Here is a 24,748-nt window from a genome sequence, read left to right on the forward strand (position 1 = left end):
GTTATCATAATCGGTGGCAATAGCCCCAGGGTCACACCCGTTCCCATACCGAACACGTAGGTTAAGCCTGGGTACGCTGATGGTACTGCCATGGAAGCGTGGTGGAAGAGTAAGTCGTCGCCGGTATTAAATAAGGGGGGCACCCGAATGTAGGGTGTCCTGATTTATTTCACAGGTATAATATATCAGTTATTGCATATAACTAATTAAGCATCGCGGGGTGGAGCAGTTGGCAGCTCGTCGGGCTCATAACCCGAAGGTCGTGGGTTCAAATCCCTCCCCCGCAACCAAATTAAGCCATCTATTGATAGAGTTATTTTTCGATAGATGGTTTTTATTTTATGTAGTTGTTTAAAAAACTATGGTTATTTGAAGGCCTCTACTTTTTTAGATGAGAGATAAAGGCTTTAATAAATTATTATCTTTAGTTTTATGGGCTATAACAACGATTATATATTTTCGTTGCATAGAGTGTAACTGGAGAATACAAGATAGAGGTGAATCTATTTACCTAAATTTTGAAAAGGACTGCCATATGAAAAATGCGGGTTAAACGGCATTGGCAAAGCCACAATATGCATTGGGGGATAAATATGATGCGGCTTGCAAAATACGAAGATTTAGATAAAATCATGGATATATACGCAATTGCCAGAAAGTATATGGCAGATAACGGCAACGTGATGCAATGGGGAGAAACTTATCCTGAGCGTGAAATGCTGGAGGATGATATCATGAATAAACAGTTATTTGTATATGAGGAAGGAGATAAAATACACGGAGTTTTTGCTTTTATGATAGGTCCTGATGAGACATATTCTTATATAGAGAAAGGTTCATGGAAAAATAATGACTTATATGGAACCATACACCGAATTGCCGGTGACGGTGCAGTGAAGGGTATTTTCAGCCAGTGTCTGGATTTCTGCAAAGAAAGAATATCAAACCTTAGGATAGATACCCATAATGATAATCATACTATGCAGCATTTGATAGAAAAATACGGCTTTGAAAAATGCGGAATTATATATGTTCAGGATGGAACACCCAGAATTGCCTATCAATATGTGGAGTATAAATGAATTCCAAATAAGAATGCTAATAAAAAACCCTCGGATTTTTATACCGAGGGTTTTTATTTAGGCTTTTAGTAAAGTCTTAATTATAAAAGAACATTCCTGTTTAAGTAAAAAATGCCTGAACATAAATTAAAAAGGGAGTTGTTTTTTATTTTAAAGCATTGTATGTTAATTTCAGACATGGATGTTGCTGATTAAAAAGGAGAAAAAACAATCATGATAGATGAACAATATAACATGATTGTTAAAAGAAAATCATTTAGAAGATTTAACGATACCTTATCTCTTTCTAACGAAGAATTGCAAGAGATAAATCAGAAGGTTAAGAATTTAGAGCCCCTTTTGGATGATATAGTTGCTAAATATCGGATTGTACCTAGAGAAAAAACAACCTCCAATCGGGGAGAGTATTGCATGCTTATTTACAGTGAAGAAAAAAATATTTTTTGTTAAATATTGGCTTTATATTTGAACAATTAGATTTGTATCTGGCTTCAAAGGACATCGGCGTATGTTGGTACGGGATGGGAAAAACACAAGAACCTGAATATGAGAACTTGAAATTTGTGATTATGATAGCTTTTGGTAAAGGGCGGCCAAGCGAATTTAGAAAAGATTATACAAAATGTTCACGAAAAGAAACACAGGAAATTTGGACTGGTTCGCCAGGGTTGGAAGTAATAGCAGATGTTGTAAAATATGCTCCGAGCGCTTGTAACACTCAACCATGGCGGATTGTTTGTGAAAAGAATAAATTGAAAGTATATCGAGCAACAAAGATTAAGTCTATAATGCCGAAAAGCAAAGCATCATTTTATAATTCAATTGATATGGGAATATTCCTATATTTTTTGGAATTAGCCTTGTCACATAACAAGATTCCTTTTCAACGGATTTTGTGTAAAGAAAACCAGTCATCTGATTTAATCCCTGTTGCCATATACAATTTATTGTAAAGACATAATTGACCCTGCTGACAGAACAGTCAAACACAAATTGTCCTGAAAAGTGTTGCCATGCTAGTGTGCAATCAATCAGCACCTGATGTATTGCAAAAAATGGATTGCCTTATGCATATGGTATGGCAGCACTCTATGCAAATCGTGTTGGAACAGCTTATATAAATAGCGGCGTATGCGCTGTTTATGATTCTGGTATTCTGGATTGTTACCTCCAACAAAGTATTGAGTCCTGTAAGCAAGCAACTGCAAAAAGCCACTCGAAAGAAGAAGAAGCTGTTTATAATGCTTATCTCCTGTTTTTTACAGAGGAAATAAAAAAAGCCGGAAATTCAGGATGCTATAGAATTAGACGATTGAGCAAAAGACCATCTTTTGATAAAGTGGTTTATCTAGAAGATGGCCTTTATTTTGCCTGATTATATTAAATTGATGAGGCGATTTCAAGTATGCCGTCAATATCAACGCTCTCAGCAAGAATATTCGCAAAGGCATTTAAAGCTTCATCAACTCTTGCGGATTGGTCAATGCCGTCTGATGCCGCACCAAGCTTAGCTAACCAATGAGCACGCTGCTTAGCATCATCAAAGATACGGTGCACATAGCAGCCGGCAATACGCCCATTTGAACTAATGGCACCGTCAGCACCGCTTCCGGAAATTTGTAAAAGGGGTGTGGCTTCAAAAGTAAGCTCCGTCCGTCCGCAATGAATTTCATAGCCTCTAAATGGTGTGCGGTCGGGGAGGCTATATCCGGTGACTTCCGTCACCCGTTTATCATTAGTCAATATAGTATGTACCGGTAAGAGGCCAAGGCCTTCAACCTCACTGGGTTCGCCTTCCAAACCCAGGGGATCAGCAATTGCCGTACCCATCATTTGATAACCGCCGCATAGTCCTAAGACATAACCGCCGCGTCTGATGTGAGCCTGCAAGTCCAGGTCCCAGCCCTGTTCACGGAAAAATGTAAGATCGCTTATTGTAGCTTTGCTTCCGGGTAAAATAACCATGTTAGCATTTCCCGGTAATGCTTGGCCGGGATATACACGGACAATTTGGACTGATTCTTCCGCCTCAAGGGCGTCAAAATCATCATGGTTGGATATGCGGGGAAGTACGGGGACGGCAATAACAACGATGGCTTTTCTTTTAATATCGGCAGCTACCGCATCTTCTTCCGGCAGGCTGCGTGCTGCGGCAATCCAGGGCACAACGCCCAGGCCTTTCCAGCCGGTCATCCGCTCAATGGTCTTATAGCCTTCATCGAAAAGCCCCAGGTCTCCTCGGAAACGATTTATTATAAAGCCCTTAATAAGAGCCGCATCTTCCGGGTCCAGTACCATTTTAGTGCCGACAACGGATGCAATAACACCGCCGCGGTCAATATCACCTATCAGGATTACCGGAACGTTGGCAGGTTGGGCAAATCCCATATTTGCAATGTCTCCGCGCCTGAAATTTATTTCCGCCGGGCTTCCCGCGCCTTCGACCACTACAAGGTCGCTTTGAGCCTTCAATCGCTCAAATGACTCCATAACCTGATCGAAAAAAGGTATACGGCCGGTATGGAAATCCTTGGCCTGAAGCCTTCCGAATACCTGCCCATGAACAATAATCTGTGCATCGATATCTGAGTTAGGTTTTAACAGAACCGGATTCATGTCAATGGTGGGAGGCACGCGGCATCCTATGGCCTGTAATGCCTGAGCCCTGCCGATTTCACCGCCGTCAATCGTCGGAGCTGCGTTGTTTGACATGTTTTGAGGCTTGAAGGGGCGGACCCTTAAGCCCCGGTTTGCGAAAACCCTGCATAGTCCCGCAGCCAGAACCGATTTGCCCACATCTGAGCCGGTACCTTGAAGCATAATAGCGCGCATATTTATACCCTCCGTAATTAATTATATAATTGCTTAAAGCATGGACAGAATGCGACACCACTTTAAGTTATTTAATAGGTATAGAATAACATAACTGATGATAAAATGAAATTTCAAATTAAAGTGTCCGGAAGAGCCTGGTTCCATGGTATCTAGCTATTCTTCTGCCAAATAAGTGAATAACGCCAAAATAATTTTCTGCGCACAACGGCACCCGGGATATGCTGTGCGGCAACTAGACGGATCTGGTGAAGGGTCATATAGCGGTCGTGCTTTCCATGCCTTCTCCATACCTCCGTTGTGTGCGGGTCATCCTTGCGGAGCTTGCCGTTCTTGATTAAGTTCATGATTACGTTAGGAAATGCTGCAAAACCCCAAACCATATAATCCATTATTGAGCTGGCTTTGGCCAGATCGAGTAAAATAAGCTTTCCTCCAGGGCGCAGTTTATCCTTTGCAAACTCCAGCAGCCAGTCATATGGAAGATGATGAGCGGTGGCTGTTGAGATTATAATATCAAAGGACAGTGGAGCATACTCCATATCCAATACGTTACCGCATATGTATTCGATATTTTCAGCGGCATTATTTGAACGGGCAAATTCGATCATCTTGTCGGCGAGGTCAACGGCAATAACCTTCCCCACTCTTTTGGATAATAGGGCAGACAAATCTCCTTTTCCACATCCGATATCCAAACAAGTTTCCGTGCCTGTAGGTATATGCTGCAGTAAATGAGAAAAGTAACAATTATTGTGATTCCATTTTGGTTCACTGCCCAGCTCGGCAATTTCATTAAAATCAGATTTGACAATATCATAATTCTCTGTCATACAAATGCCTCCAAGGATTTCTTTTTATCTACCAGTATACGCGGAGCTTATTTTTTCCCTAAGACTCAAGACTTTTATCAGCATCCCTGTCCTCCATTGGAAGGACAACCGTAAATATGGTTTTGTTCTCGCCGCTTTGGGCTGCTATCATACCCCCATGAGCGCTAACAATCTCTTTGGCGATTGCCAGGCCCAGACCTGCGCCTCCTGTTTGTGAAGAACGTGAGGCATCCAGACGGAAAAACCTCTCAAAGATCATATTCAGCATTTGCGGGGGGATTGGGTCACCACTGTTGGAGAATTGAATAACTACATTTTTATCTTTCCGGAAAGCGGATATTTCAATTATGCTGCCGGGATAGCTGTAGGCAATGGCGTTTTTCAGGATGTTATTGAATACCCGGGCAAGCTTGTCGGCGTCTCCCCACAGAGTGAGGTCATCCGGTGCAGTTACAACGGCCTTTTTTTCCTCAGGAGACAACAGCGGGTAAAACTCATCAGCCATTTGCTGCAGCATAAAGGAAAGGTTGATTCTGCCTTTATTAAGTACAATGGAACTCAAGTTAAACCGGGTTATTTCGAAAAATTCATTGATCAGCTGCTCCAGCCGGTAGGCTTTTTGGAGGGTGATACCGGTATACTTGATACGCTGCTCAGCAGGCATATCCGGTGCTTCGTCCAGCAGGCTCAGGTAACCTACAACCGAGGCGAGGGGGGTACGGATATCGTGAGCCAGATTGACGACAAGGTCATTTTTGCGCTGCTCCGCTTCTTTTGCCTCCCGCTCATTCTTTCGGGAGGTCTTCTTGATCTGATTCATTTTATGCTCAATTTCGCGCAATTCTTCAGGCAGCCGGATATCATCGTCATCAGGCTGTACTAAAGCCGTACTGGCCGCCGCAATATCCTCAATATATCCGACCGTCCTGTTCCAGTATATATAGATTATAAACAGGAGCATTGCAAGCCAGGCTAAAGGAAATAATAGAGTGGAATAGGCTGCGACAGTCTTTAAAAAATAGTAAATGGGCGATGGCTGCCAGGTTATATTATGGGCAATAAGGTACCCAAAAGCAAGAATAACAACATATACCACGGTAGCAACAATTGCCGTACTTGCGCATCGCAGGACGATTTTATTAGTGAATTCGGATCTAAAGGCTTTAATCTTCAATTTTATAACCCACCCCCCATACTGTTTTAATGTATTTGGGATGCTCCGTACTGTCCTGCATTTTTTCCCTTAAATGCCGGATATGAACCATTACGGTATTATTGCTGTTGGAAAAATACCTATCGCCCCATACTTCCTGAAATAATTCTTCCGAACTGACCACACGCCCCCGGTTAGACGCCAGTACCCATAAAATAGAAAACTCTGTCGGGGTAAGGGAAAGGGACTTTTCGTTCAATATACATTCATGTTTTTCTTTGTTTAGCACCAGGCTTGAAAATACTATAGTGTTCTCTTCCTGCCTGGCTTCAGCCGAATTATATTTTTTGAATCTTCGTAACTGGGCTTTAACCCTTGCAACCATTTCAAGAGGCCGGAAAGGTTTTGTAATATAATCATCCGCACCTAACGTAAGGCCGGTAATCTTATCAATTTCCTCATCCTTTGCAGTCAGCATGATAACGGGGAAGTTATGCTTTTCTCTGATCTGTTGGCAGATTGAAAAGCCATTTATATCGGGAAGCATGACATCCAATATGGCTAAATCTATATTTTCCTCATCAATACACTGCAAAGCATCACGTCCGTTATAGAACTTAAGCACATTGTAACTTTCGCTTTTAAGATATACTTCAATCAGGTCTGCAATGGATTGTTCATCATCAACAACTAAAATATTAGCCGGCATAGTTCGTTCAACTCCTTTGGTTACAAAATCCCATAACATCATATCAAAGGGTTAATGGATATTTATAACTTTTATCTTATTAAATCCTTAAGATTTACTTAAAGTCAACTGTTTTTCAACTATCTTTCAATCTAACATTCATCCCGCATAATGAGACATATAAATAGTCATTATATATTGTCCTAATGATTAATGATAATTATAACTGATATGTATACATTGAGGCAGGAATTTTGAAGCTCTATTTGCCGGTGGATTTAAGAGGAAACCAATGGCTACTCTTAGTTTATTTATATTTTTATGGTAAAATGTGCTCGAACATATATTAAAGATATGAAATCCGAGAATTCCGGAACGCCAGTTTTAACTGAGATACCGGAAGAGCAGAAAATCGTCACCCAGGCAGCAGAGCTGACACCGTCAGAGGACGCCGCTGCTATCGGTATCACGGAAGAAAATCATCCGCGCATCGACGGGTCGACTTCCACCCTTCCTCTCGTGCAAGGGATATATAGAAGAATGTTTTTGCCGGCGGACGGTGACGGCAACGGGTGGCCAGGCCTTCCGCAGAAGGCTTCCAAAACAGTACCGTCCTATGAGAGTCTTATCAATGGGAACGTGGATTTGATTATCGTCCCTGACCCATCAAAGGATGGCAGTAAACTGAGAGGATTGTAGAATTATTCACATAAGAGTGATATAATCTACTATATCTTTAATATCATAAAAGCTGATTAGAGAAAGGAAGAATTAAATGGGTGAATTATCCACATTGCCAAATATAGCTGCAAAGCTGGAAGCCCAGCTTTCTGATGTGGGAATTACGACAATTGATGAACTGAAACGGGTTGGAAGCCGTGAGGCGTGGCTTCGCATCCTTGCTCATGACCCGTCAGCCTGTATTATGCGGCTTTCTGCTCTGGAAGGCGCTATTCAGGGCGTGAGGTGGCATTATCTTGATGAGGACACGAAGAAGTCTTTAAAGGAATTTTACCGGCAAAACAAATAATTTGTTCTTCTGCCCGAAAGAGCCTGTTATTGGCGTTTTCGGGCTTTCTGCTTTTTCCGGCATTCATGAAAGTTCATGGACATAAGGGCATAAAGGCTTTGATTATATAAAAAAATAAAAAAATGAACTTTTAGGTTTTTTTAATTGTATATGTATATGAGAGGGGGCACAATGATTGATTGATAAATACATAAACCAACACGGCAAGCGGTTATATGGATTGTGCCTGACTCTTTGCGCCAATTCTGCCGATGCGGATGACTTGTATCAGGATACATGGCTGAAGGTTGTTAAGAATTTTTCACAATATGACACTACAAGAGAATTTGAGCCCTGGCTCACAAAGATCTGTATAAATATCTATCGGAACATACTGAGAAGAATAGGCAAAAGCCCAATTTTAAGCAGGTTTTCCAGCAATGAGGAAAAGAGAGCTGTCATGGAAGGTGTTTTGTCTGTACTGCCAGAGGATTACAGTTCATTGCATGAGGCAATTGACCAATTGCCTGAGAAACTCAGGATGACCATTATCCTGTTTTATTTCCGGGATATGGACCTTAAATCAACTGCTCTCGTGCTTAATATTCCCGTTGGAACGGTAAAATCACGGTTAAGCAAATCAAGAAAGTTATTAAAGGAGGCATTAAAAAATGAAGCAGATATACCATTTTGATTGTACTCATCCGCCGGTTGTAAGCGAAAAAATGCTTCGGGCTGAATTGGAACGGCGTACAATAGAGCGCCAGACAGCTGTTTTGGCACTGGCCGGTATTTTAGCCCATATGTGCCTGATTTTCACAGCAATTGTTTTACGACCTTTTAATGCCATGCTTTCATTAATCTGTATTGCTTATGTTTGTGTTGCCATAAGTGGCAGCGGAGCAATTGCAATAGTTTTTGATCATAAAAGGAGGGATCTGATATGAGTATCTCAATTATAGCTATACTCATCTATATGATTATTATTGCCGGCATTCCGGCGATGATAGGCTTCTATGTGTACCGGGACGCGGTTCAGCGAGGCATGAATGGGGGCCTATGGACTTTGATAGTGGTATTAACCCCCGGATTTATAGGCTTTATCATATATCTTCTTGTGCGAGGCAGCTATTCGGATTTAAAATGCCCAAACTGTTTAACTCAGGTTAACGATCAGTATGGGGTTTGCCCAAAATGCGGTACAAGGCTTAAAGCGTCCTGCCCAAACTGCAATTTTCCTGCAGAACCCGACTGGAAAGTTTGCCCCAGATGCGCTTCTCCTTTGCCGGAAAATGACGGTGCTGCATATCCCATCAGGACAAAGGATAATGCTCTTGGAAAGATCCTTTTGGCTGTAGTCGTTATTCCCCTTATTCTTTTGATGCTGTTAGTTATATTTAACTTAGCCATCTTTAGAAGCACATCGGCTATGAACATAGCGTATCTGAGTATAGAGGATTATAAGGGTCGTCCTGAAGTAACGGAATGGATTAAGGCCTGTAATGAGGATCCATCCAAAACATATGCATTGCGCTATCAGTCGGAGTATAATGAGAAAAAGGCGACACATTATTTAATTTACCGCCCTTCAGCCGGTAAAAACACAAGTGTGGGGGCTGACTATAAATCCGGACTTTTCGGAGCCAATATAGAAGCCCGTTTTTATGAAGGCGCTGATTTGGAAGGGGAAGAAAATCATCTGACATGTATTTCCAATTACTCGGATAAATTCGCAGGTCTGAAAGTGTTTTTGAAGGATAAAAAGATAGATTGCGAAATCACGGAAGTTGATTATAACCCTGCATTATTTGAAATTATCAGTGAATAAGAGGAATTTTTATGATATACAGAATAAGGCAGTTTTTTAAGGGATTAACTGCCTGCAGAACTGATTGTGAAGTTATATATAAGTATTTAAATGATAAAGAGATTGATTTATTTAACAAATTGCCTCCCCATGAAAAGCGGCATGCAGTTGATACTGCTTATACCGTTATGAAAATTTACAGCGGAGAAGATGAGGATATACTTATAAAATCAGCACTTTTACATGATATCGGAAAAATAGAAGGAAAAACGGGAATCATGAAGAAGTCTATATTAGTGCTTATGGATAAATTTGCGCATAGGCTGTCAGTTAAACTATCACATAGGATAAAAATGTTTGACATATATTATAATCATCCGGAGGCTGGAGCTGAGCTTTTGGAAAAAATAAGGACAGATGAAAAAGCCATATTGCTTGTCAGATATCATCATGCAGAGAATTATGCCGATGAATATACCATGGATATATTGAAAAAGGCCGATAGTATGAATTAGCATAATGGTATGATAAATTATAGCCAGTATATAAATAATAGCAATTATTGCAGGGAAGGGATTTTATGAAACAGCCGTTAACTTTATTATTTGGAATAATCATATCAATATTATTTTTAAGCATAGCCTTTCCTGCCGACCCTATGCAGCCGGATTTGATAACCAGGATTGCAGGGAACAAGGAGGAAGTAAAAACCCCATTGGAAACTGTCAGAAATTACAGGGTGGGGGATGTAACAAAAATAGATGATGCAGGGACTGCCCTTATCTTTTCACCCGATGAAGAAGAACTGTATTATACAAAGAAGTCGGATGATAATTCTTATGAAGAAATATGGATAAGCAATCTCAAAGACTATAAAGGAATTATAAATACAAAATTAAAGATAAACGATATCAGAAATGCCAAGTGGTCACCGGACGGCAAGCAGTTGTGCTTCATGGGGGATTTATCCCCGGGGACAACCAGTTTGTTTACATATAGCGCAACCACTAAGCTTATAAAAGAAGTCACCCCAAAAAACATCAAGGATATGGGCGTTACCTCCTATGATTGGGACAATGAATCACTGTATTTAGTAATGTCCGTCGATATTGTAAAACCCTTTATTGAATTATATAACACCCATACGGGGAAGTTCAGCAGGGTGAATTTGAAATTGAGGTCCTGCAGGAATGTAGCATTTTACGAAGATGACAAGTTAATGTACTCGGATTTGGACGAAAATAATGAATATAAAATATACACTGTCGAAAAGTCAGGGAAAAATGCTGAGTTTATTGCTGACGGACAGAGTTTTATATTGTCCCCTAATAAGAATAAAATGGCCATTTTAGCCGATTTAAACAGCCAGCAGGGCTTATGGATTTATAATATTATCAATAAAAATATAAAGCAATTGAGGACAGAACCGATAAATAATATAGTATGGTTATCTGATAATACCAATATAATTTTTGCAGAAGAGGATGACTGCAAATCAAAATATACTTACTCCGGAAGTCTTTATTATGTAGAAAATAATTTACAGGAAACCGAAATAACAGGTACTGTTTATCCTATATTTACTGCTTCGGAAAGCGGACGTAAAATTGCCATGACCTCCCCTGATTATGTAGAGGATAGAACAGAAAACAAAGGTATATTTGCAGGAACGCTATTTAAATAGGAGGTTATAAATTTGGGGGAAAAAATACTTATAGCATTAGAAGAACTTTTAATACTGAAGGGATTAAAGTTCAGCCTGGAGCAGGATGGCTATAATGCTGATGCCGTAGAAAATATGGATGAGGCCAAAACCTTGGCTGAGAATAATAAATATGATTTGATTATAATGGATGAATCCATTGGAAATATAAGCAGCAATGACTTCTATCAGAGAGTGAGAGAAAAATACAATACACCTTTTATTGTACTGACATCAAATGCTGATATGGTTGATAAAAACCAGGGAATATATGATTATGTATTAAAGCCCATTAATATCGTTGATTTTAAATCAAAGGTTAATGCAGCCCTTGTCAAATCAAGAGGAGAAAGCAATCAGCAGACAGGAGTCATAAAGCTTTGGGATATAACCATTGATTTATCGTCAAGAAATATAGTTGCAGGCAACCGTGAGATTGACCTGACGTCAAAGGAATACAGCATACTTGTTTTTCTTGCAAGCAACAAGAACAAGGTTTACAGCAGAGAAGAGCTTTTAGATGAAATCTGGGGCAATGAACATACAGGGGATAAGAGAATAGTGGATGTCCACATAAGAAGGCTTCGTGAAAAAATAGAAAACGACCCTTCAAACCCTTCATATATAATAACAAAATGGGGTTCAGGGTATTATTTCAACGGATAAATCAACTCCCTTATAGACTTGGTATTTTTGGTAAAGAATATTAAAAGCCTATAAGGGAGGTTTTTTTATGAAGAGGATAACAGCACTCGTTTCAGCAGTTATAATAGTTATATCGGGTATTTTTATCAGCATAAAAGCCATAAGCAGCAATAAGGATTCCGGTCCTTATGCATATACTTCGACAGAGGGGGCGGATGAATACACATACATAATCCTTTTCTTCAAAGGGGACGAAAGCCTTTTGCCTGAAGCCAGGGGTATAAAAAGCCGCAGGGATATTGCAAGGGCTGTTGTTGAAGAGCTGATTTCAGGTCCTGAATCCATGGAGTATAAAAATACAATACCGCAAAATACAAGACTGATAACAGCTAAAATAGATAAAAATACGGCGCATATCAATTTAAGCCGTGAATTTAATTATAAAAATATTGATGTGCCTAATCCGAAAGACATTGAAATAAGCTCCGTTGTGAACTCCTTAACCCAGCTTCCCGATGTTTTGAGAGTACAGTTTTATATCGAAGGTAAGAAATGGGGAGGGCCAATCAAAAGGGTCAGAGAAATGTTACAAAGAGAGGAGCTAAACCCGGCAGAGGTTTTAAATAAGCAAATGGCCTTTGAGAAAAAGGGAAGCTGGCTAAACGCTTATTTATTGATGTCCGATGCGGAAGAAGGCAAGGGGCGAAAATCCTATCATGAATATGTAAAGGAAATGCAGGAGGCTAAAAAAGAAGGTCTCATGGAGGCGGAATTTGAAGTAGGAGAATATAAAATAGATCAAAATGATATAAATAAGGCGGCGGTTAAAATCATATTTATTACAAGAGACGGCCTGGGTAACTATTATAAAGGATCCGAGGTATTTTTCAACACAGTTAAGGTTGACGGCTTCTGGATGGTAGATTGGCTGACTGATTACAGGTAAAATTTATGTTATACTTATAGGGGGTGATTTTATGGTGGGAATTGAAAGAAGAAACAAAATACTTGAGCTTTTAAACAGCGGCTTAGGGTCCCTTTCCGGTTCATATCTATCTAAAATACTTAAAGTTTCAAGGCAGGTTGTAGTGCAGGATATAGCTATATTGAGGGCGGAAGGAAAAGACATAATAGCAACTCCCCAAGGATATATAATACCTGACTACTTTTCAAAAAAGAGCGCTAAACGGATTATAGCCTGCAAGCATCATGGACAGGATATAGGGGATGAGCTTAATTTGATAATTGCCATGGGGGGAAGGATTTTAGATGTTATAGTAGAGCACCCCGTATATGGCGAATTAAAAGGAATGCTCATGCTTTCATCCATTATGGATGCCGAAGAATTCACAAGAAGGATGAATGAGAGCGTAAGTGAACCTTTATTGGTTCTTACAAAAGGGGTTCATCTTCATACAATAGAGGCAGACAGCGAAGAAAAACTTAACATGATAGAGGAAAAGCTCCGGGAAAAGGGCTATCTGTTGAGTGAAGAAAATTAATTTAAAGCAGGTGATTTAAATTGAAAAAGCTGTTCAATTTAAAATTTCTCATAGGGATTATTATATTTCTTATTATTGTTTTCTTTTCAGGCATAGTAAGTCTGTTGGTTGATTTTCAGTGGTTTAAGGAAGTAGGATACACGGGAGTTTTTACCACCCGCCTATTTACCCAGTTCAAACTTGGAATTCCTATTTTTGTTATTCTGGCAGGAGTTATTTATCTTTATCTTCAGTATCTCAAAAGTGAATACATTAAAAATATGAAGGTAATACATACGAAGGAACAGGTCAAGTCCATCAATTTCAAGCTGTTCTTAGCTTCACTTGGATTATCACTTATTTCCTCTTTTACCTTATCGTCCACATACTGGTACGAAATACTAAGCTATATAAACGGAGCGGATTTTAATTTAAAAGATCCTATCTTTAATAAGGATGTAAGCTTTTTTATATTCAGGCTGCCGCTGTACCAAGCACTGTATGGCGTTGTATTTGGCATATTGATATTGCTTATGATAATTACCGTTATATTTTGCTTATTTTTAGGGATAAGGCAGGGCTTGTTTGAGCTTAACAATAATATGTTAAGGTTTGACAGGAGAAGAGGGTTAGTATTCGGAAAAGAGGTTTTCGAGCTGGCGGGAAGACAGCTTGCTGCAATATTAAGCCTCATACTGGTTATGATAGGTATAAGCTATATATTAAGAAATTACAGCCTTGTGTATTCTCCCAGAGGCGTTGCTTTTGGCGCCAGCTATACCGATGTTCACGTGACGCTTTTATTCAACAGGATTCTTGCCGTTTTAAGCATAATTTCCGCAGCAGCCTTGTTTTTGGGGCTCTTTAAGAAAAATTTAAAGCTTACATTAATTGTCGTTGGCGTAATGATAGGAGCTAACCTCATACAAGGCCTTTTAGAGGCGGGGGTGGACCGATTTATAGTCAGCCCAAACGAAAAGGACAAGGAACAGCAATTCATAAATTACAATATAAAGTATACCCGTTTAGGATACGGCCTTGATAACATCGAGGAAAAGGATTACCTGGCCGAAGTTGATTTATCACCTGAGGATATAGAAGAAAACAGAAATACCATTAAGGATATAAGAATAAACGATTTTGCACCGGCTCTTGAGGTTTACAACCAGCTTCAGGGCATAAGGAATTATTACAGATTCAACGATATAGATATAGACAGGTACAAAATTAACGGTGATTATACCCAGGTGTTCATAGCCCCCAGGGAAATAGATTTAAGCAAGCTTGACCAGAGCTCCATAACCTGGCTAAACAAGCATTTAATATATACCCACGGATACGGCGTTGCCATGTCTCCCGTTAACACAGTTACGGCCCAGGGCCAGCCCAATTTGATAATAAAGGATATACCGCCTGTTTCAACTGTAGATTTACAAGTTGAAAGGCCAGAAATATATTTTGGCGAGCTTACAAACGATTATATCGTGGTAAATAACAAAATCACAAAGGAAATGGATTACCCCTTAGGCGATACAAATGCTGAAGCCGTGTATCAGGGCAAAGCCGGCATATCCCTTGGAGGCTTGAACAGGCTGCTATTTATGATTGACAGGGGCAGCTTCAATTTCTTACTGTCCCAGGATATAAATTCAAAGAGCAAAATAATTCTTCACAGAAATGTGGTGGAGAGGGCAAATAAAATCGCTCCCTTTCTCGTCTATGACAAGGACCCTTATATAGTTTTAAATGAAGGAAAGCTCTACTGGATACTTGATGCATACACCATTAGCTCAGGCTTTCCCTATTCAGAGCTTTATATGGGTATAAACTACATAAGAAATTCGGTTAAAGTCATAATAGATGCCTATGACGGAACTACAGATTTTTACCTTGCAGATGAAAATGATCCCCTTGCCGTCACCTACAGCAGAGTATTCCCGGGGCTTTTTAAGAGCCTGAATGAAATGCCCCAGGGCTTTAAGGAGCATTTCAGGTATCCCCAGGACATATTCAGCATACAGGCTGAAGTTTATAAAAAATACCATATGACAAATGCAGGAGTATTTTATAACAGGGAGGATATGTGGGCTATTCCGGGAGAAAGCAATGTACAGGAGCAGCAAACAAAAGCGGAGCCCCTATATCTTAACATGAAGCTTCCGGAGGAAGAAAAGGAAGAATTCATATTGATGACACCTTTTACGCCATCAGGCAAGGATAATATGGTGGCTTGGCTGGGAGCAAGGTCGGAGGGAGAGCATTACGGAAAGCTCATATTATATAAATTTCCCAAGCAGAAGATGACCTATGGGCCTATGCAGTTTAAAGCCAGAGTCAATCAGGATTCCACCATATCAAAGGAATTGGCTCTTTGGGATCAGCAGGGCTCCAGCGTGCTGCAGGGGAATGTAATTATAGTTCCCATTGAAGAATCCTTGATATACGTTATGCCGGTTTATATAAGGTCTACCGGCACCAACAGCATACCTGAAATGAAAAGGGTTGTTTTAGGCTACGGGGAAAAGATTGTCATGGAGGAGACACTGGATAAGGCGCTTCAAAATATTTTTGACATGAAGATTGAAGATACCGCTCCGCAGGTTCCAGAGGTCAATGAGCCTCCCATACCGGATTCTCAGATGGAGGATCTGATACTCAAGGCAAATGAGGCCTTTAATAAGGCAAAGGAAGCACAGCAAATGGGAGACTGGGCGGAATATGGTATCAGGTTAGATGAGCTTCAGAGCATATTAAATGAGATGAACCAATCGGTACAAAGCGAATAATTAATAAGAATCCCGGCTAAATATTATTTTACCGGGATTTTTTCATATAGGCCTGTATATAAATAGAGTATAGTTTAATTATGAAGGGATGATTATAATAAGGCATAAAAAAGCAGCGGTTATTATTATTTTAATCATATTTATATTTACATCGGGGTGCAGTAAAAACTCAGTCATAAATTCATTATTTACAGGTTATAGAAACAGATATGAAATAAGTGTTTATTATAAACCGGAGGACCGTTACATATTCGGCACCCAGAAATTGTTCTATAAAAACACGGAGGATATTGAGCTTAACGACATATATTTTCATCTGTACCCAAATGCTTTTTCACAAGCTGAAACAGCCCCCATGATTGGTGATATAAGGGATAATTACCCCTCTGGCTTCAACCCGGGGAAAATTGATATAATAAACGTATGGGTCAACGGTGTTTCATCTAAGTGGGCTGTGGAAGGACAGGACAAAACAATTTTAAAGGTGGAGCTGAATAAGCCCATAAAGCCTCAATCCACCATGGAAATTAGGATAGATTTCGGGGAAAAGCTGCCGCTGTCCCGGACGGATTTTGGAGCCTATAACGGGATCGCTTCTTTTGAAAACTGGTATCCCGTATTATGTGTATATGATAATGAAGGATGGCACACAGAACCCAGCTGCAAAATGGGAGAGGCAAATTTCAGCGAGGTTTCGGATTATTATGTGGATATAGACCTGCCTGAGAATGAGCTTGTTGCGTCCACAGGCGATATAAAAAAAGAAAAAGCTCTTGATAATAACAGAAAGATCATATCAATAGAGGCAAAGAATGTACGGGATTTTACCTGGGTAAGTAGCAGCAAATTTCAAATGGCAGAACTTGAGCATAATGGCATAGAAATAAGATCCTTCTTTTTAAATGAAGACAGGGAAAGAGGGATTAAAGTTCTTGATTATGCATCAAAAGCCATGGATTTCTTCTCTGAGAGCTTTGGAGAATATCCCTATAAAAGCTTTGATATTGTAGAAACTCCCCTTTACGGCGGAGCCATGGAATACCCTCTTTTAACGGCGGTAGGGGAACAGTATTATAAATATCTTGAGGAAAAAAATCTGGAAGCTGCAGTAGCCCACGAAATAGCACATCAATGGTGGTATGTAATAGTGGGGAATAACGAATATGTGGATCCTTGGCTGGACGAAGCTCTTGCTACATATTCCGAGGCTATGTATTTTGAAAAATACTACGGGGAAGCTGCTTTCAAAGAGAAAATAAATACCCGGGTGGGAATGGCCAGGTTTAACAGGGTTCCCATGGATTCCATGGATAAATTTAAAACAGGAAGCGAATACAACATCGTAGTATATATACAAGGGGCTTACATACTGGATGAATTCAGGAACAAAGTTGGGAATGAAATGTTTTTGGAAATATTGAAAAGCTATTTTGAAACTTATAAATTTAAAAATGCCAATACTGATGATTTTATAACCATAGCCACTGATATATGCGGCAATGAGGCAGCAACCTTTTTAAAAAACAGATTATCCGGAAAAAACTAAAAGAAGCAGAAAGTCTGCTTCTTTTGACTTATTATTTGCACAAACATAGGTTCTCGGAACCCGCCAGCAATCTTTGATTGCTAATCTGGATATGGGTTCTTATATGTCCTGGGCTTTAAGAATTTTAAGCTGCTCTTCCGTTAGGCTGTCCAAAAACTGCGCCTTTTTAGTAAGATCCATCCTTGTGATAACTTTTTTTTCAATAAGTAACTCAATAATGCTAACAATTGCAAGAGTGTTTTTATAGTCGGTATCTTTAAGGTCGGCTAACTGACCCGCAAAATCAATATTATTCATAATTTCTCCTCCCAAATAATTCCTACTTAAATAATTGTCAAAACTCATTTTATTTATTCAGTGAAGTATAGTAAAATAATATGAAGCTGGGAGAATAAAAATAACAAAATATAGGAAAGATATCAAACAGGTAAAATATTGTTGAATTTTCTTGAAATTATGATATAATAATTTCAAAATGGCAAAGCCATTTGAAATCATTTGACATGAAAGCTGCAAGCAGGTTTCATGAAATAATTAATTCCAATATATTAAAAATATATAAACCTATGACGGGAAATAGTAGTTATGTATTTATATAAAGAGAGCCGGCGGGCGGTGAAAGCCGGTTATATAGCATAGTGAATCCATCCCGGAGGGATTGCGACCAATTAAGCAATATCGTCAGTGCACGTTACAGCACATAAAGAGGATGGCTATCAATAGTGTAAATATTATTAATAGCTTATCAATTAGGGTGGCAACACGGAAATATTAGCCTTTCGTCCCTTGATAAGGGGATGAAGGGCTTTTTTATTTTAGGATAATTATAATATATTTTATTCATATTATTATCAGGAGGTAATGTAAATGCTGGATTTAAAGAGGATAAGAAGCAATCCCAGTGAAGTAAAGGAATTAATGAAAATAAGGGGGGAGTCCTTCGACTTATCCCTTATAGATAGAGTTGTGGAACTGGACGAAAGCAGGAGAAAAATCCTTACTGAAGTTGAAGCACTTAAAAACAAGAGAAACGCCATAACCCAGGAGGTAGCAAAATTAAAGAAGCAGCAGCAGAATGCCGATGACTTACTGGCTGAATCAAAAGCCTTGGGCGAAAAAATCAAGGAATTTGATGACCAGATATCAGGCATAGATACAGAAATTGAAACTATAATGCTTACCATTCCAAACATACCAAACCCAACGGTTCCTCAGGGAGATACGGATGATGACAACGTTGAAATAAGAAAATGGGGCACACCCAGAGACTTTGGCTTTGAAGCAAAGGCCCATTGGGAAATAGGAACCGGGCTTAACATACTTGATTTTGAAATGGCAGGAAAGGTTACAGGCTCAAGATTTACCTTCTACAAAGGATTAGGAGCGCGTCTGGAGAGAGCATGTATAAATTTCATGCTGGATTTGCATACTACAAAGCATGGATATGAAGAAATATTCCCGCCTTTTATGGTGCACAGAAGGAGCATGGTAGGAACCGGCCAGCTCCCTAAATTTGAAGAGGATGCCTTCAAAGTTACCAATACAGATTACTTTTTAATTCCTACAGCAGAAGTGCCGGTAACCAACATGTACAGGGACGATGTTCTGGATGCCGATAAACTGACCATAAAACACGTTGCCTACACTGCCTGTTTCAGGGCGGAAGCCGGTTCTGCCGGAAGGGACACAAGGGGCCTTATAAGACAGCATCAGTTTAACAAGGTAGAGCTTGTTAAATTTGCCAAGCCGGAGGATTCCTATGAAGAGCTTGAAAAATTAACCCGCGATGCGGAAGAAGTACTGCAGCTTCTTGGCATACCTTACAGGGTGGTTAAAATATGCAGCGGTGATTTAGGCTTTACCGCAGCCATGAAGTATGACCTTGAGGTATGGATGCCCAGCTACGGAAGATATGTTGAAATATCATCCTGCAGCAATTTCGAGGATTTCCAGGCAAGAAGGGCTAATATAAAATACAAACCATCACCAAAGGATAAGCCTCAGTTCATTCATACACTAAACGGTTCCGGTGTGGCAGTAGGAAGAACCGTAGCCGCCATCTTAGAAAACTTCCAGGAAGCCGACGGCAGCGTAAAAATCCCCGAAGCCCTTAAGAATTACATGGGCGGCGTTGAAAAAATAGTGAAATAAAACCAGTAGCTTTATGGCATGTTTTGTGTTGACACAGTAAATTTTGATTGTTATAATATAAAATGTGCCGTTGGAGAGGTGGTCGAGTTGGTTTAAGGCACCGGTCTTGAAAACCGGCGTAGGGGTGACCCTACCGTGGGTTCGAATCCCACCCTCTCCGCCATTAATAATTTTTTGTAAACTTAAGCCAATGGAGAAGTACCCAAGTAGGCTGAAGGGGACGGTTTGCTAAACCGTTAGTAGGGGCAACTCTAGCGCGAGTTCGAATCTCGCCTTCTCCGCCAGAAAAGACATGGCTTTCCGCTAAGGGAAGCTGTGTTTTTCTTTATATTGGCAGGCATGTTATCTTAAATACAAAAGCATTATATCCTGCAGGGATACAGGCGCTTAACGAAAGTGCAACTAATGGTTGCGGAATTTTCAAGTCATGTTGATAGTATGCAACCGGAAGCTTTGTTATGATTTCCTTGCGATATCGTCAAAATGCTATTTGATGAATAGGAGGAATTCAAAATGATTTTGGCAGACAAAATTTTATCGTTGCGTAAAAACAACGGATGGTCTCAGGAAGAACTGGCAGAAAAAATGAACGTATCAAGACAGTCTATATCTAAATGGGAAAGCGCCGCCGCAATACCGGATATCAATCGCATACTGGAACTGGCGAAGCTTTTCGGTGTAACGACGGACTACCTGTTAAAAGATGATCTTGAAACGACTGTGTATTCCGATACAGATGAGACAGAAAATTATATACGCGTTTCATTACAGGAAATGAACGATTTTTTAAGGAATAAGGCTATCCATGGAAGGCAGGTTGCATTGGGCGTTATGTTATGTATTCTTTCCCCGGTTTTGTTGATTTTGCTGTCCACAGTATCGGAGGTGGGTGTTGCCGTAACCGAAAGAGCCGCATCCGGTATTGGCATTGTAACGTTATTATTGATGGTCTCAGGAGCCGTTGCCATATTTATTATCAGCAGTGCAAAAATGAAACGCTTTGAATACCTGCAAAATAGTAATTTTGAGCTTGAATATGGTTTATTGGGCATTGTAAAGGAAAAGCGGGCGGCATTTGAGACAACATATGTTCGGAACATGGCCATTGGCGTTGTTCTTTGCATTTTATGCGTCATACCGCTTGTCGTCGCCGGCATATTCGAGGCTTCGAGCATGACTTTGTCTTTCTTTGTAGCTCTGCTGCTGGCCATTGTCTCCGTTGCGGTATATCTTCTTATCACTGCGGGGACCATAAAAGGCAGTTATGACCAGCTGCTGCGTGAAGGCGAGTTCGAGCCAAAAGAACAAGAGCATTCGAAAAGGGTATCAAAATTCGCGGGCTTCTACTGGCCGATTATTGTGGCAGTCTATCTTGGGTGGAGTTTTTATACAAGCAACTGGGGATTCACCTGGGTGGTTTGGCCCATTGCAGCGCTGATTTTTGCGGGGATTTCTTCGGTATTGCATGCATCCAAACCATAAAAGATACTCCGATTACAGCACAGTCCGTTATATAACTAAGCACAATAAAAAGGCTTTTGCATTCGAAATACTGCATTTACTGTGTTGGAGTTCCGTTCCCTGCCTTGAAAATACAAGAATTTTTAAACTTGATTCGTTCAAACAATCTAAAATTCTAAATATTTTCTGCGGCAGAGCCCCCGAGAGCTTTAGAGAGAACTCTCACAATGCTCATTACGTTGTTTCAAATGCATAGCCCCATCTATATTTGCCCTCATGGCGAATATAGATGGGGCTATTTCTTGTTTTTTGTTATGATAACTTATTAGAACAATGAGTCTGCTCATTAATATTGGGACAGAGTGATTGTTTTCATTTACCCCGTTCCTTCCATTTCAATAATAGTGATGAGTTTATAATTACTGCTACCGAACCGGCATTATGTACCAGTGCGCCAAGGACAGGTCCGAGAAATCCTAGCATAGCCAGAAAAATAGCGGCAAAGTTAAGTACCATGGAAAGCGCCATATTGAGCTTGATGGTATTCATAGCCCGTTTTGATAAGGCAAACAAATGGGGAATGCTCTTGATATCATCACCCACAAGAGTAATGTCGGCGGCGTCTACTGCGATATCGCTGCCGATGCCTCCCATGGCAATGCCGACGTGAGCCTTTTTCAGCGCCGGGGCATCGTTTACGCCGTCACCAACCATACATACCAACTCACCGGTGCTTTGATACTGTTCGATGACAGCCATTTTATTTTCCGGCAGGCAACCGGTATGAATGTCATGAATTCCCGTAATTTTTGCCATGTGGGAAGCGGCATATTGATTATCACCTGTCAGCAGCACGCTTGTTATTCCCAACTTTTCAATGCTCCTGACCATATCTATGGCATCAGGACGTAAAGTGTCCGATAACGCTATAAGACCACAGGCACGGCGGTCCACGGAAATAAAGATGATGGTGCAGCCGTCATTTCTGTATGCATCTGCTTTATCTGTTATCTCTTGGGGCAAGGTTATAGTATGGTCAAGCAAAAGCTCCGCATTTCCTGCAAGTATCCTACGGCCGTCTACCAGTGCAAAAACGCCGCGCCCTGCAACCATTTGAAAATCATCAGGTTCTGGCAGGGGTTTATTTAAGGGCGCCTTATAATGAGCCACAATAGCTTTCCCCAATGGGTGCTCGGAGCGCAGTTCCGCGGAAGCCGCCAGGGACAGCAGATCATCGGCAGTCAGGCTGGAATCAAAGCTCTCAACAGCTGTAACATCGGGCTTGCCGTGGGTAAGGGTGCCTGTTTTATCAAAGGCAATGCGCTTGATTAAAGAGAGCCTTTCCAGTGCGTCACCCTCCCGGATTAAGATACCGAATTTCGTAGCGTTGCCGATGCCTGCCATAATTGCCGTAGGTGTCGCAAGCACTAAGGCACAGGGGCAGAATACTACCAATATGGTCACGGCACGAATAACCTCTCCTGTAATAAACCATGTGGCGGCTGCAAAAGTCAATGCGATAACTACGATCCAGGTGGCCCATCTGTCTGCAATGCCGACGATGTTAGCTTTTCCGGCATCGGCGGACTGGACCAGACGGATCATCCTTTGCAGGGAGCTATTTTCGCCAACTTTTGAGGCCTTCATATCGAATGTGCCAAACTGATTGACCGTTCCGCTGAAAACCTCATCCCCGGCACTCTTATCAACCGGCAGAGATTCTCCTGTCATCACCGATTGGTTAACCGAGGTTTGCCCGCTTACGATGATGCCGTCAACGGCAATGGTTTCACCTGCAAGGACGCGCAGTATATCATCAACCTGGACCTGTTCCGCTGGTACAATAGTCTCTTCACCATTCCTGATGACCCTTGCCGTCGTCGGAGTGAGGTGCACAAGCTTTTCAATGCCCTCCCGGGCTTTTGCTACGGTGCGTTCTTCCAGATAGGCGCCGACTGCCATAATAAAGGCGACTTCACCGGCTGCGAAGATCTCGCCAATTATGACTGACGCGATTAAAGCGATAGATACCAGCACATCGGCCTTGATATCAAATTCTGTAATAAGGCCGATAATAGCCCCCTTGATAATTGGTATACCGCACAGCAAGATTGCTGCCCATGCTGCGTCAACAGGTAAATTCCTGAAGTTAAAGAAACTGATTACAAGAGAAATAAATGATATCGCGAGGAAAAGGAGTGTTCTTTTTTCGCCGTCTTTTAATAGCTTTATCAAGTGCATCATCCTTTCTATACCTATGGGGGTATGGGTTTATTATACTCCCATAGGTATACTCAGTCAATAGATATCATCCTTAAAATACCAGGGGGATGGATCAGCAATATTGTGAACATAAAAAAAAGGACTGGCAAAAGCCATATCCTTTTCAATGCCTGTTATATATATCCGAATGTCATGTTATTCTTGAAAAATGTTCAACCGCTTTGGCAAAATCCGCAATAGTTTTATCAGCGTCGCCGTGCTCGATCCCTTCCCGGACACAATGGCTTAAGTGGCCCTCCAAAACAACCTGGCCGACTTTTTGCAAGGCACTTTTTGCCGCATTTATCTGAATCAAAAGGTCTTCACAGGGGAGGTCTTCATCGATCATTTTATCTATTGCCTTGATCTGTCCCATTATTTTGTTTATTCTTCTATGCAGATTGTCCGAATCCATACATTTACGCATTTTATCACCTCTTATAATACCCATGGGGGTATGCCTTAGTATATCATAACACATATTCAGCGTCAACCTGGAAGATATTTTGGCAAAGAGGGCAACAGGCGGCAATGATATAAAAATTGATAACCGCAATATGTATCAGCTTTTATATTCATAAGCTGATAATCCCCATATGTTCCAGCAATATTTTCAAACCTATTAATACCAGTATAATTCCACCGGAAAGTTCGGCTTTGGATTTAAACTTTATACCGAATATATTTCCGACTTTTACACCCAGCATGGATAAGGCAAAGGTGATAATGCCTATAGAAGAAACCGCCGGGACAATGTTTACCTGAAGAAAAGCAAAAGATACTCCTACAGCCAGCGCGTCAATACTTGTGGCGAGGGCAAGGGGCAGCATTTCCGAAGGTTTTAAGGAAGGTTCTCTTATTCTGGGGCTCTCCCCCCCGGGACATTCTCTGTCCGCACAGGTTTCGGCGACACATTCCCTGTCCGGACATCCTTCCTTTTTAAAACTTCCCACCGCCATTTTTCCGCCGATAAAACAGAGCAAGGCAAATGTAATCCAGTGATCAAAAGCGATTATTTTTTCGGCAAACTGTGTGGCAAGCATATAACCTATAAGCGGCATAACAGCCTGAAAAAAACCAAAGTATCCGCCTACAATCAATGACTTTTTTACGGTTACCTTGGGCATGGTCAGCCCGGAACAGGCAGCTACGGCAAAAGCGTCCATAGAAAGTCCGACAGCGATTAAAAATAATTCCCATAGATTCATTGTGCATTCTCCTTTACAAAACGTAATTTCAAAAGAAAAAACCCAGGTATTTCTCATACGAGCATATACCTGGGTTTTCTGCAAAAAATAAAAACCATGTAT

The 24,748-nt window shown here is 40.7% G+C and carries 26 protein-coding genes, 3 tRNA genes, 1 rRNA gene and 1 other annotated feature; of the genes, 22 read left to right on the forward strand and 8 right to left on the reverse strand.

What is annotated here, in order from left to right; genetic code table 11:
- The first annotated feature begins 9 nt into the window (after positions 1-9).
- The 6 genes from rrf to OXPF_RS16840 all read left to right on the forward strand — a co-directional run bounded on the left by rrf (position 10) and on the right by OXPF_RS16840 (position 2,457).
- A 5S ribosomal RNA gene (gene rrf, locus OXPF_RS16820) occupies positions 10-126 on the forward strand.
- Between the two features lie 88 nt (positions 127-214).
- Positions 215-290: transfer RNA gene (locus OXPF_RS16825), tRNA-Met, on the forward strand.
- Positions 291-593: 303 nt separating this feature from the next.
- Positions 594-1,082, forward strand: a complete 489-nt coding sequence (locus tag OXPF_RS16830; RefSeq protein ID WP_054876399.1) for a GNAT family N-acetyltransferase — start codon at positions 594-596, stop codon at positions 1,080-1,082.
- A 213-nt stretch (positions 1,083-1,295) separates the two neighbouring features.
- On the forward strand, positions 1,296-1,532 hold the full coding sequence (locus OXPF_RS23205) for a hypothetical protein (RefSeq protein WP_242854444.1): 237 nt from the start codon (positions 1,296-1,298) through the stop codon (positions 1,530-1,532).
- The gene (locus OXPF_RS16835) at positions 1,526-2,035 is read left to right on the forward strand and encodes a nitroreductase family protein (RefSeq protein ID WP_242854445.1); all 510 of its coding nucleotides are present in this window, start codon (positions 1,526-1,528) and stop codon (positions 2,033-2,035) included. Before OXPF_RS23205 ends, OXPF_RS16835 begins: the two co-directional genes overlap by 7 nt.
- A 125-nt stretch (positions 2,036-2,160) precedes the next feature.
- Positions 2,161-2,457 carry a hypothetical protein gene (locus OXPF_RS16840; RefSeq protein WP_160317250.1) on the forward strand — a complete coding sequence of 99 codons (297 nt, stop codon included), beginning with the start codon at positions 2,161-2,163 and terminating at the stop codon, positions 2,455-2,457.
- Between the two features lie 5 nt (positions 2,458-2,462).
- Here OXPF_RS16840 and OXPF_RS16845 read toward each other — a convergent pair whose 3' ends face one another.
- The 4 genes from OXPF_RS16845 to vanR form a co-directional block, all read right to left on the reverse strand.
- Entirely contained in the window at positions 2,463-3,914 is a 1,452-nt protein-coding gene (locus tag OXPF_RS16845) for a cobyric acid synthase (protein WP_054876401.1), read from the reverse strand.
- A gap of 152 nt (positions 3,915-4,066) precedes the next feature.
- Positions 4,067-4,747 (reverse strand): class I SAM-dependent methyltransferase, encoded by a 681-nt coding sequence (locus OXPF_RS16850; RefSeq protein ID WP_054876402.1) that lies wholly within the window; start codon positions 4,745-4,747, stop codon positions 4,067-4,069.
- A 58-nt stretch (positions 4,748-4,805) separates the two neighbouring features.
- Positions 4,806-5,921 (reverse strand): sensor histidine kinase, encoded by a 1,116-nt coding sequence (locus OXPF_RS16855; RefSeq protein ID WP_054876403.1) that lies wholly within the window; start codon positions 5,919-5,921, stop codon positions 4,806-4,808.
- Positions 5,911-6,609 carry a VanR-ABDEGLN family response regulator transcription factor gene (gene vanR / locus OXPF_RS16860; RefSeq protein ID WP_054876404.1) on the reverse strand — a complete coding sequence of 233 codons (699 nt, stop codon included), beginning with the start codon at positions 6,607-6,609 and terminating at the stop codon, positions 5,911-5,913. The genes OXPF_RS16855 and vanR overlap by 11 nt, the downstream gene beginning before the upstream one ends.
- 300 nt (positions 6,610-6,909) lie before the next feature.
- Between vanR and OXPF_RS16865 the strand changes: the two genes are divergently transcribed.
- From OXPF_RS16865 to OXPF_RS16920, 12 genes are all read left to right on the forward strand, one after another.
- Positions 6,910-7,287, forward strand: coding sequence for a hypothetical protein (locus OXPF_RS16865; RefSeq protein WP_054876405.1), 378 nt, complete (start codon positions 6,910-6,912; stop codon positions 7,285-7,287).
- 76 nt (positions 7,288-7,363) lie between these two features.
- Entirely contained in the window at positions 7,364-7,618 is a 255-nt protein-coding gene (locus OXPF_RS16870; protein WP_054876406.1) for a TfoX/Sxy family protein, read from the forward strand.
- Positions 7,619-7,793: 175 nt separating this feature from the next.
- Positions 7,794-8,291 (forward strand): RNA polymerase sigma factor, encoded by a 498-nt coding sequence (locus OXPF_RS16875; protein ID WP_054876407.1) that lies wholly within the window; start codon positions 7,794-7,796, stop codon positions 8,289-8,291.
- On the forward strand, positions 8,269-8,544 hold the full coding sequence (locus tag OXPF_RS16880; RefSeq protein WP_054876408.1) for a hypothetical protein: 276 nt from the start codon (positions 8,269-8,271) through the stop codon (positions 8,542-8,544). The genes OXPF_RS16875 and OXPF_RS16880 overlap by 23 nt, the downstream gene beginning before the upstream one ends.
- Positions 8,541-9,425 carry a zinc ribbon domain-containing protein gene (locus OXPF_RS16885; protein ID WP_054876409.1) on the forward strand — a complete coding sequence of 295 codons (885 nt, stop codon included), beginning with the start codon at positions 8,541-8,543 and terminating at the stop codon, positions 9,423-9,425. Before OXPF_RS16880 ends, OXPF_RS16885 begins: the two co-directional genes overlap by 4 nt.
- Positions 9,426-9,436: 11 nt before the next feature.
- Entirely contained in the window at positions 9,437-9,919 is a 483-nt protein-coding gene (locus OXPF_RS16890) for an HDIG domain-containing metalloprotein (protein WP_054876410.1), read from the forward strand.
- Between the two features lie 65 nt (positions 9,920-9,984).
- Complete coding sequence (locus tag OXPF_RS16895) at positions 9,985-11,088, forward strand: TolB-like translocation protein (protein WP_054876411.1); 1,104 nt, start codon at positions 9,985-9,987, stop codon at positions 11,086-11,088.
- 12 nt (positions 11,089-11,100) lie between these two features.
- A complete protein-coding gene (locus OXPF_RS16900) occupies positions 11,101-11,772 on the forward strand; it encodes a response regulator transcription factor (protein WP_054876412.1) in 672 nt (223 codons plus the stop codon).
- Positions 11,773-11,839: 67 nt separating this feature from the next.
- Entirely contained in the window at positions 11,840-12,697 is an 858-nt protein-coding gene (locus tag OXPF_RS16905) for a GerMN domain-containing protein (RefSeq protein WP_054876413.1), read from the forward strand.
- Positions 12,698-12,728: 31 nt separating this feature from the next.
- On the forward strand, positions 12,729-13,253 hold the full coding sequence (locus OXPF_RS16910) for a transcription repressor NadR (RefSeq protein WP_054876414.1): 525 nt from the start codon (positions 12,729-12,731) through the stop codon (positions 13,251-13,253).
- A 20-nt stretch (positions 13,254-13,273) separates the two neighbouring features.
- The gene (locus OXPF_RS16915; RefSeq protein WP_054876415.1) at positions 13,274-16,018 is read left to right on the forward strand and encodes a UPF0182 family membrane protein; all 2,745 of its coding nucleotides are present in this window, start codon (positions 13,274-13,276) and stop codon (positions 16,016-16,018) included.
- Positions 16,019-16,106: 88 nt separating this feature from the next.
- Positions 16,107-17,564, forward strand: a complete 1,458-nt coding sequence (locus tag OXPF_RS16920; protein ID WP_054876416.1) for a M1 family metallopeptidase — start codon at positions 16,107-16,109, stop codon at positions 17,562-17,564.
- Between the two features lie 99 nt (positions 17,565-17,663).
- Here OXPF_RS16920 and OXPF_RS16925 read toward each other — a convergent pair whose 3' ends face one another.
- Complete coding sequence (locus tag OXPF_RS16925) at positions 17,664-17,861, reverse strand: hypothetical protein (protein ID WP_054876417.1); 198 nt, start codon at positions 17,859-17,861, stop codon at positions 17,664-17,666.
- Between the two features lie 260 nt (positions 17,862-18,121).
- Positions 18,122-18,354 (forward strand) — a binding site (T-box leader).
- 77 nt (positions 18,355-18,431) lie between these two features.
- Between OXPF_RS16925 and serS the strand changes: the two genes are divergently transcribed.
- The 4 genes from serS to OXPF_RS16945 all read left to right on the forward strand — a co-directional run bounded on the left by serS (position 18,432) and on the right by OXPF_RS16945 (position 21,197).
- Complete coding sequence (gene serS / locus OXPF_RS16930) at positions 18,432-19,715, forward strand: serine--tRNA ligase (protein ID WP_054876418.1); 1,284 nt, start codon at positions 18,432-18,434, stop codon at positions 19,713-19,715.
- A gap of 72 nt (positions 19,716-19,787) precedes the next feature.
- Positions 19,788-19,878: transfer RNA gene (locus OXPF_RS16935), tRNA-Ser, on the forward strand.
- 29 nt (positions 19,879-19,907) lie between these two features.
- Positions 19,908-19,999: transfer RNA gene (locus OXPF_RS16940), tRNA-Ser, on the forward strand.
- 229 nt (positions 20,000-20,228) lie between these two features.
- The gene (locus tag OXPF_RS16945) at positions 20,229-21,197 is read left to right on the forward strand and encodes a helix-turn-helix domain-containing protein (protein WP_054876419.1); all 969 of its coding nucleotides are present in this window, start codon (positions 20,229-20,231) and stop codon (positions 21,195-21,197) included.
- Positions 21,198-21,548: 351 nt separating this feature from the next.
- On the opposite strand, the gene OXPF_RS16950 is transcribed toward OXPF_RS16945, so the two are convergent.
- From OXPF_RS16950 to OXPF_RS16960, 3 genes are all read right to left on the reverse strand, one after another.
- Positions 21,549-23,420, reverse strand: coding sequence for a heavy metal translocating P-type ATPase (locus OXPF_RS16950; protein ID WP_054876420.1), 1,872 nt, complete (start codon positions 23,418-23,420; stop codon positions 21,549-21,551).
- 169 nt (positions 23,421-23,589) lie between these two features.
- Positions 23,590-23,865, reverse strand: coding sequence for a metal-sensing transcriptional repressor (locus OXPF_RS16955; protein ID WP_054876421.1), 276 nt, complete (start codon positions 23,863-23,865; stop codon positions 23,590-23,592).
- Positions 23,866-24,013: 148 nt separating this feature from the next.
- Entirely contained in the window at positions 24,014-24,646 is a 633-nt protein-coding gene (locus OXPF_RS16960; protein WP_054876422.1) for a manganese efflux pump MntP, read from the reverse strand.
- Positions 24,647-24,748 lie beyond the last annotated feature (102 nt).

It is taken from the genome of Oxobacter pfennigii, from assembly GCF_001317355.1.
Lineage (GTDB): Bacteria > Bacillota > Clostridia > Clostridiales > Oxobacteraceae > Oxobacter > Oxobacter pfennigii.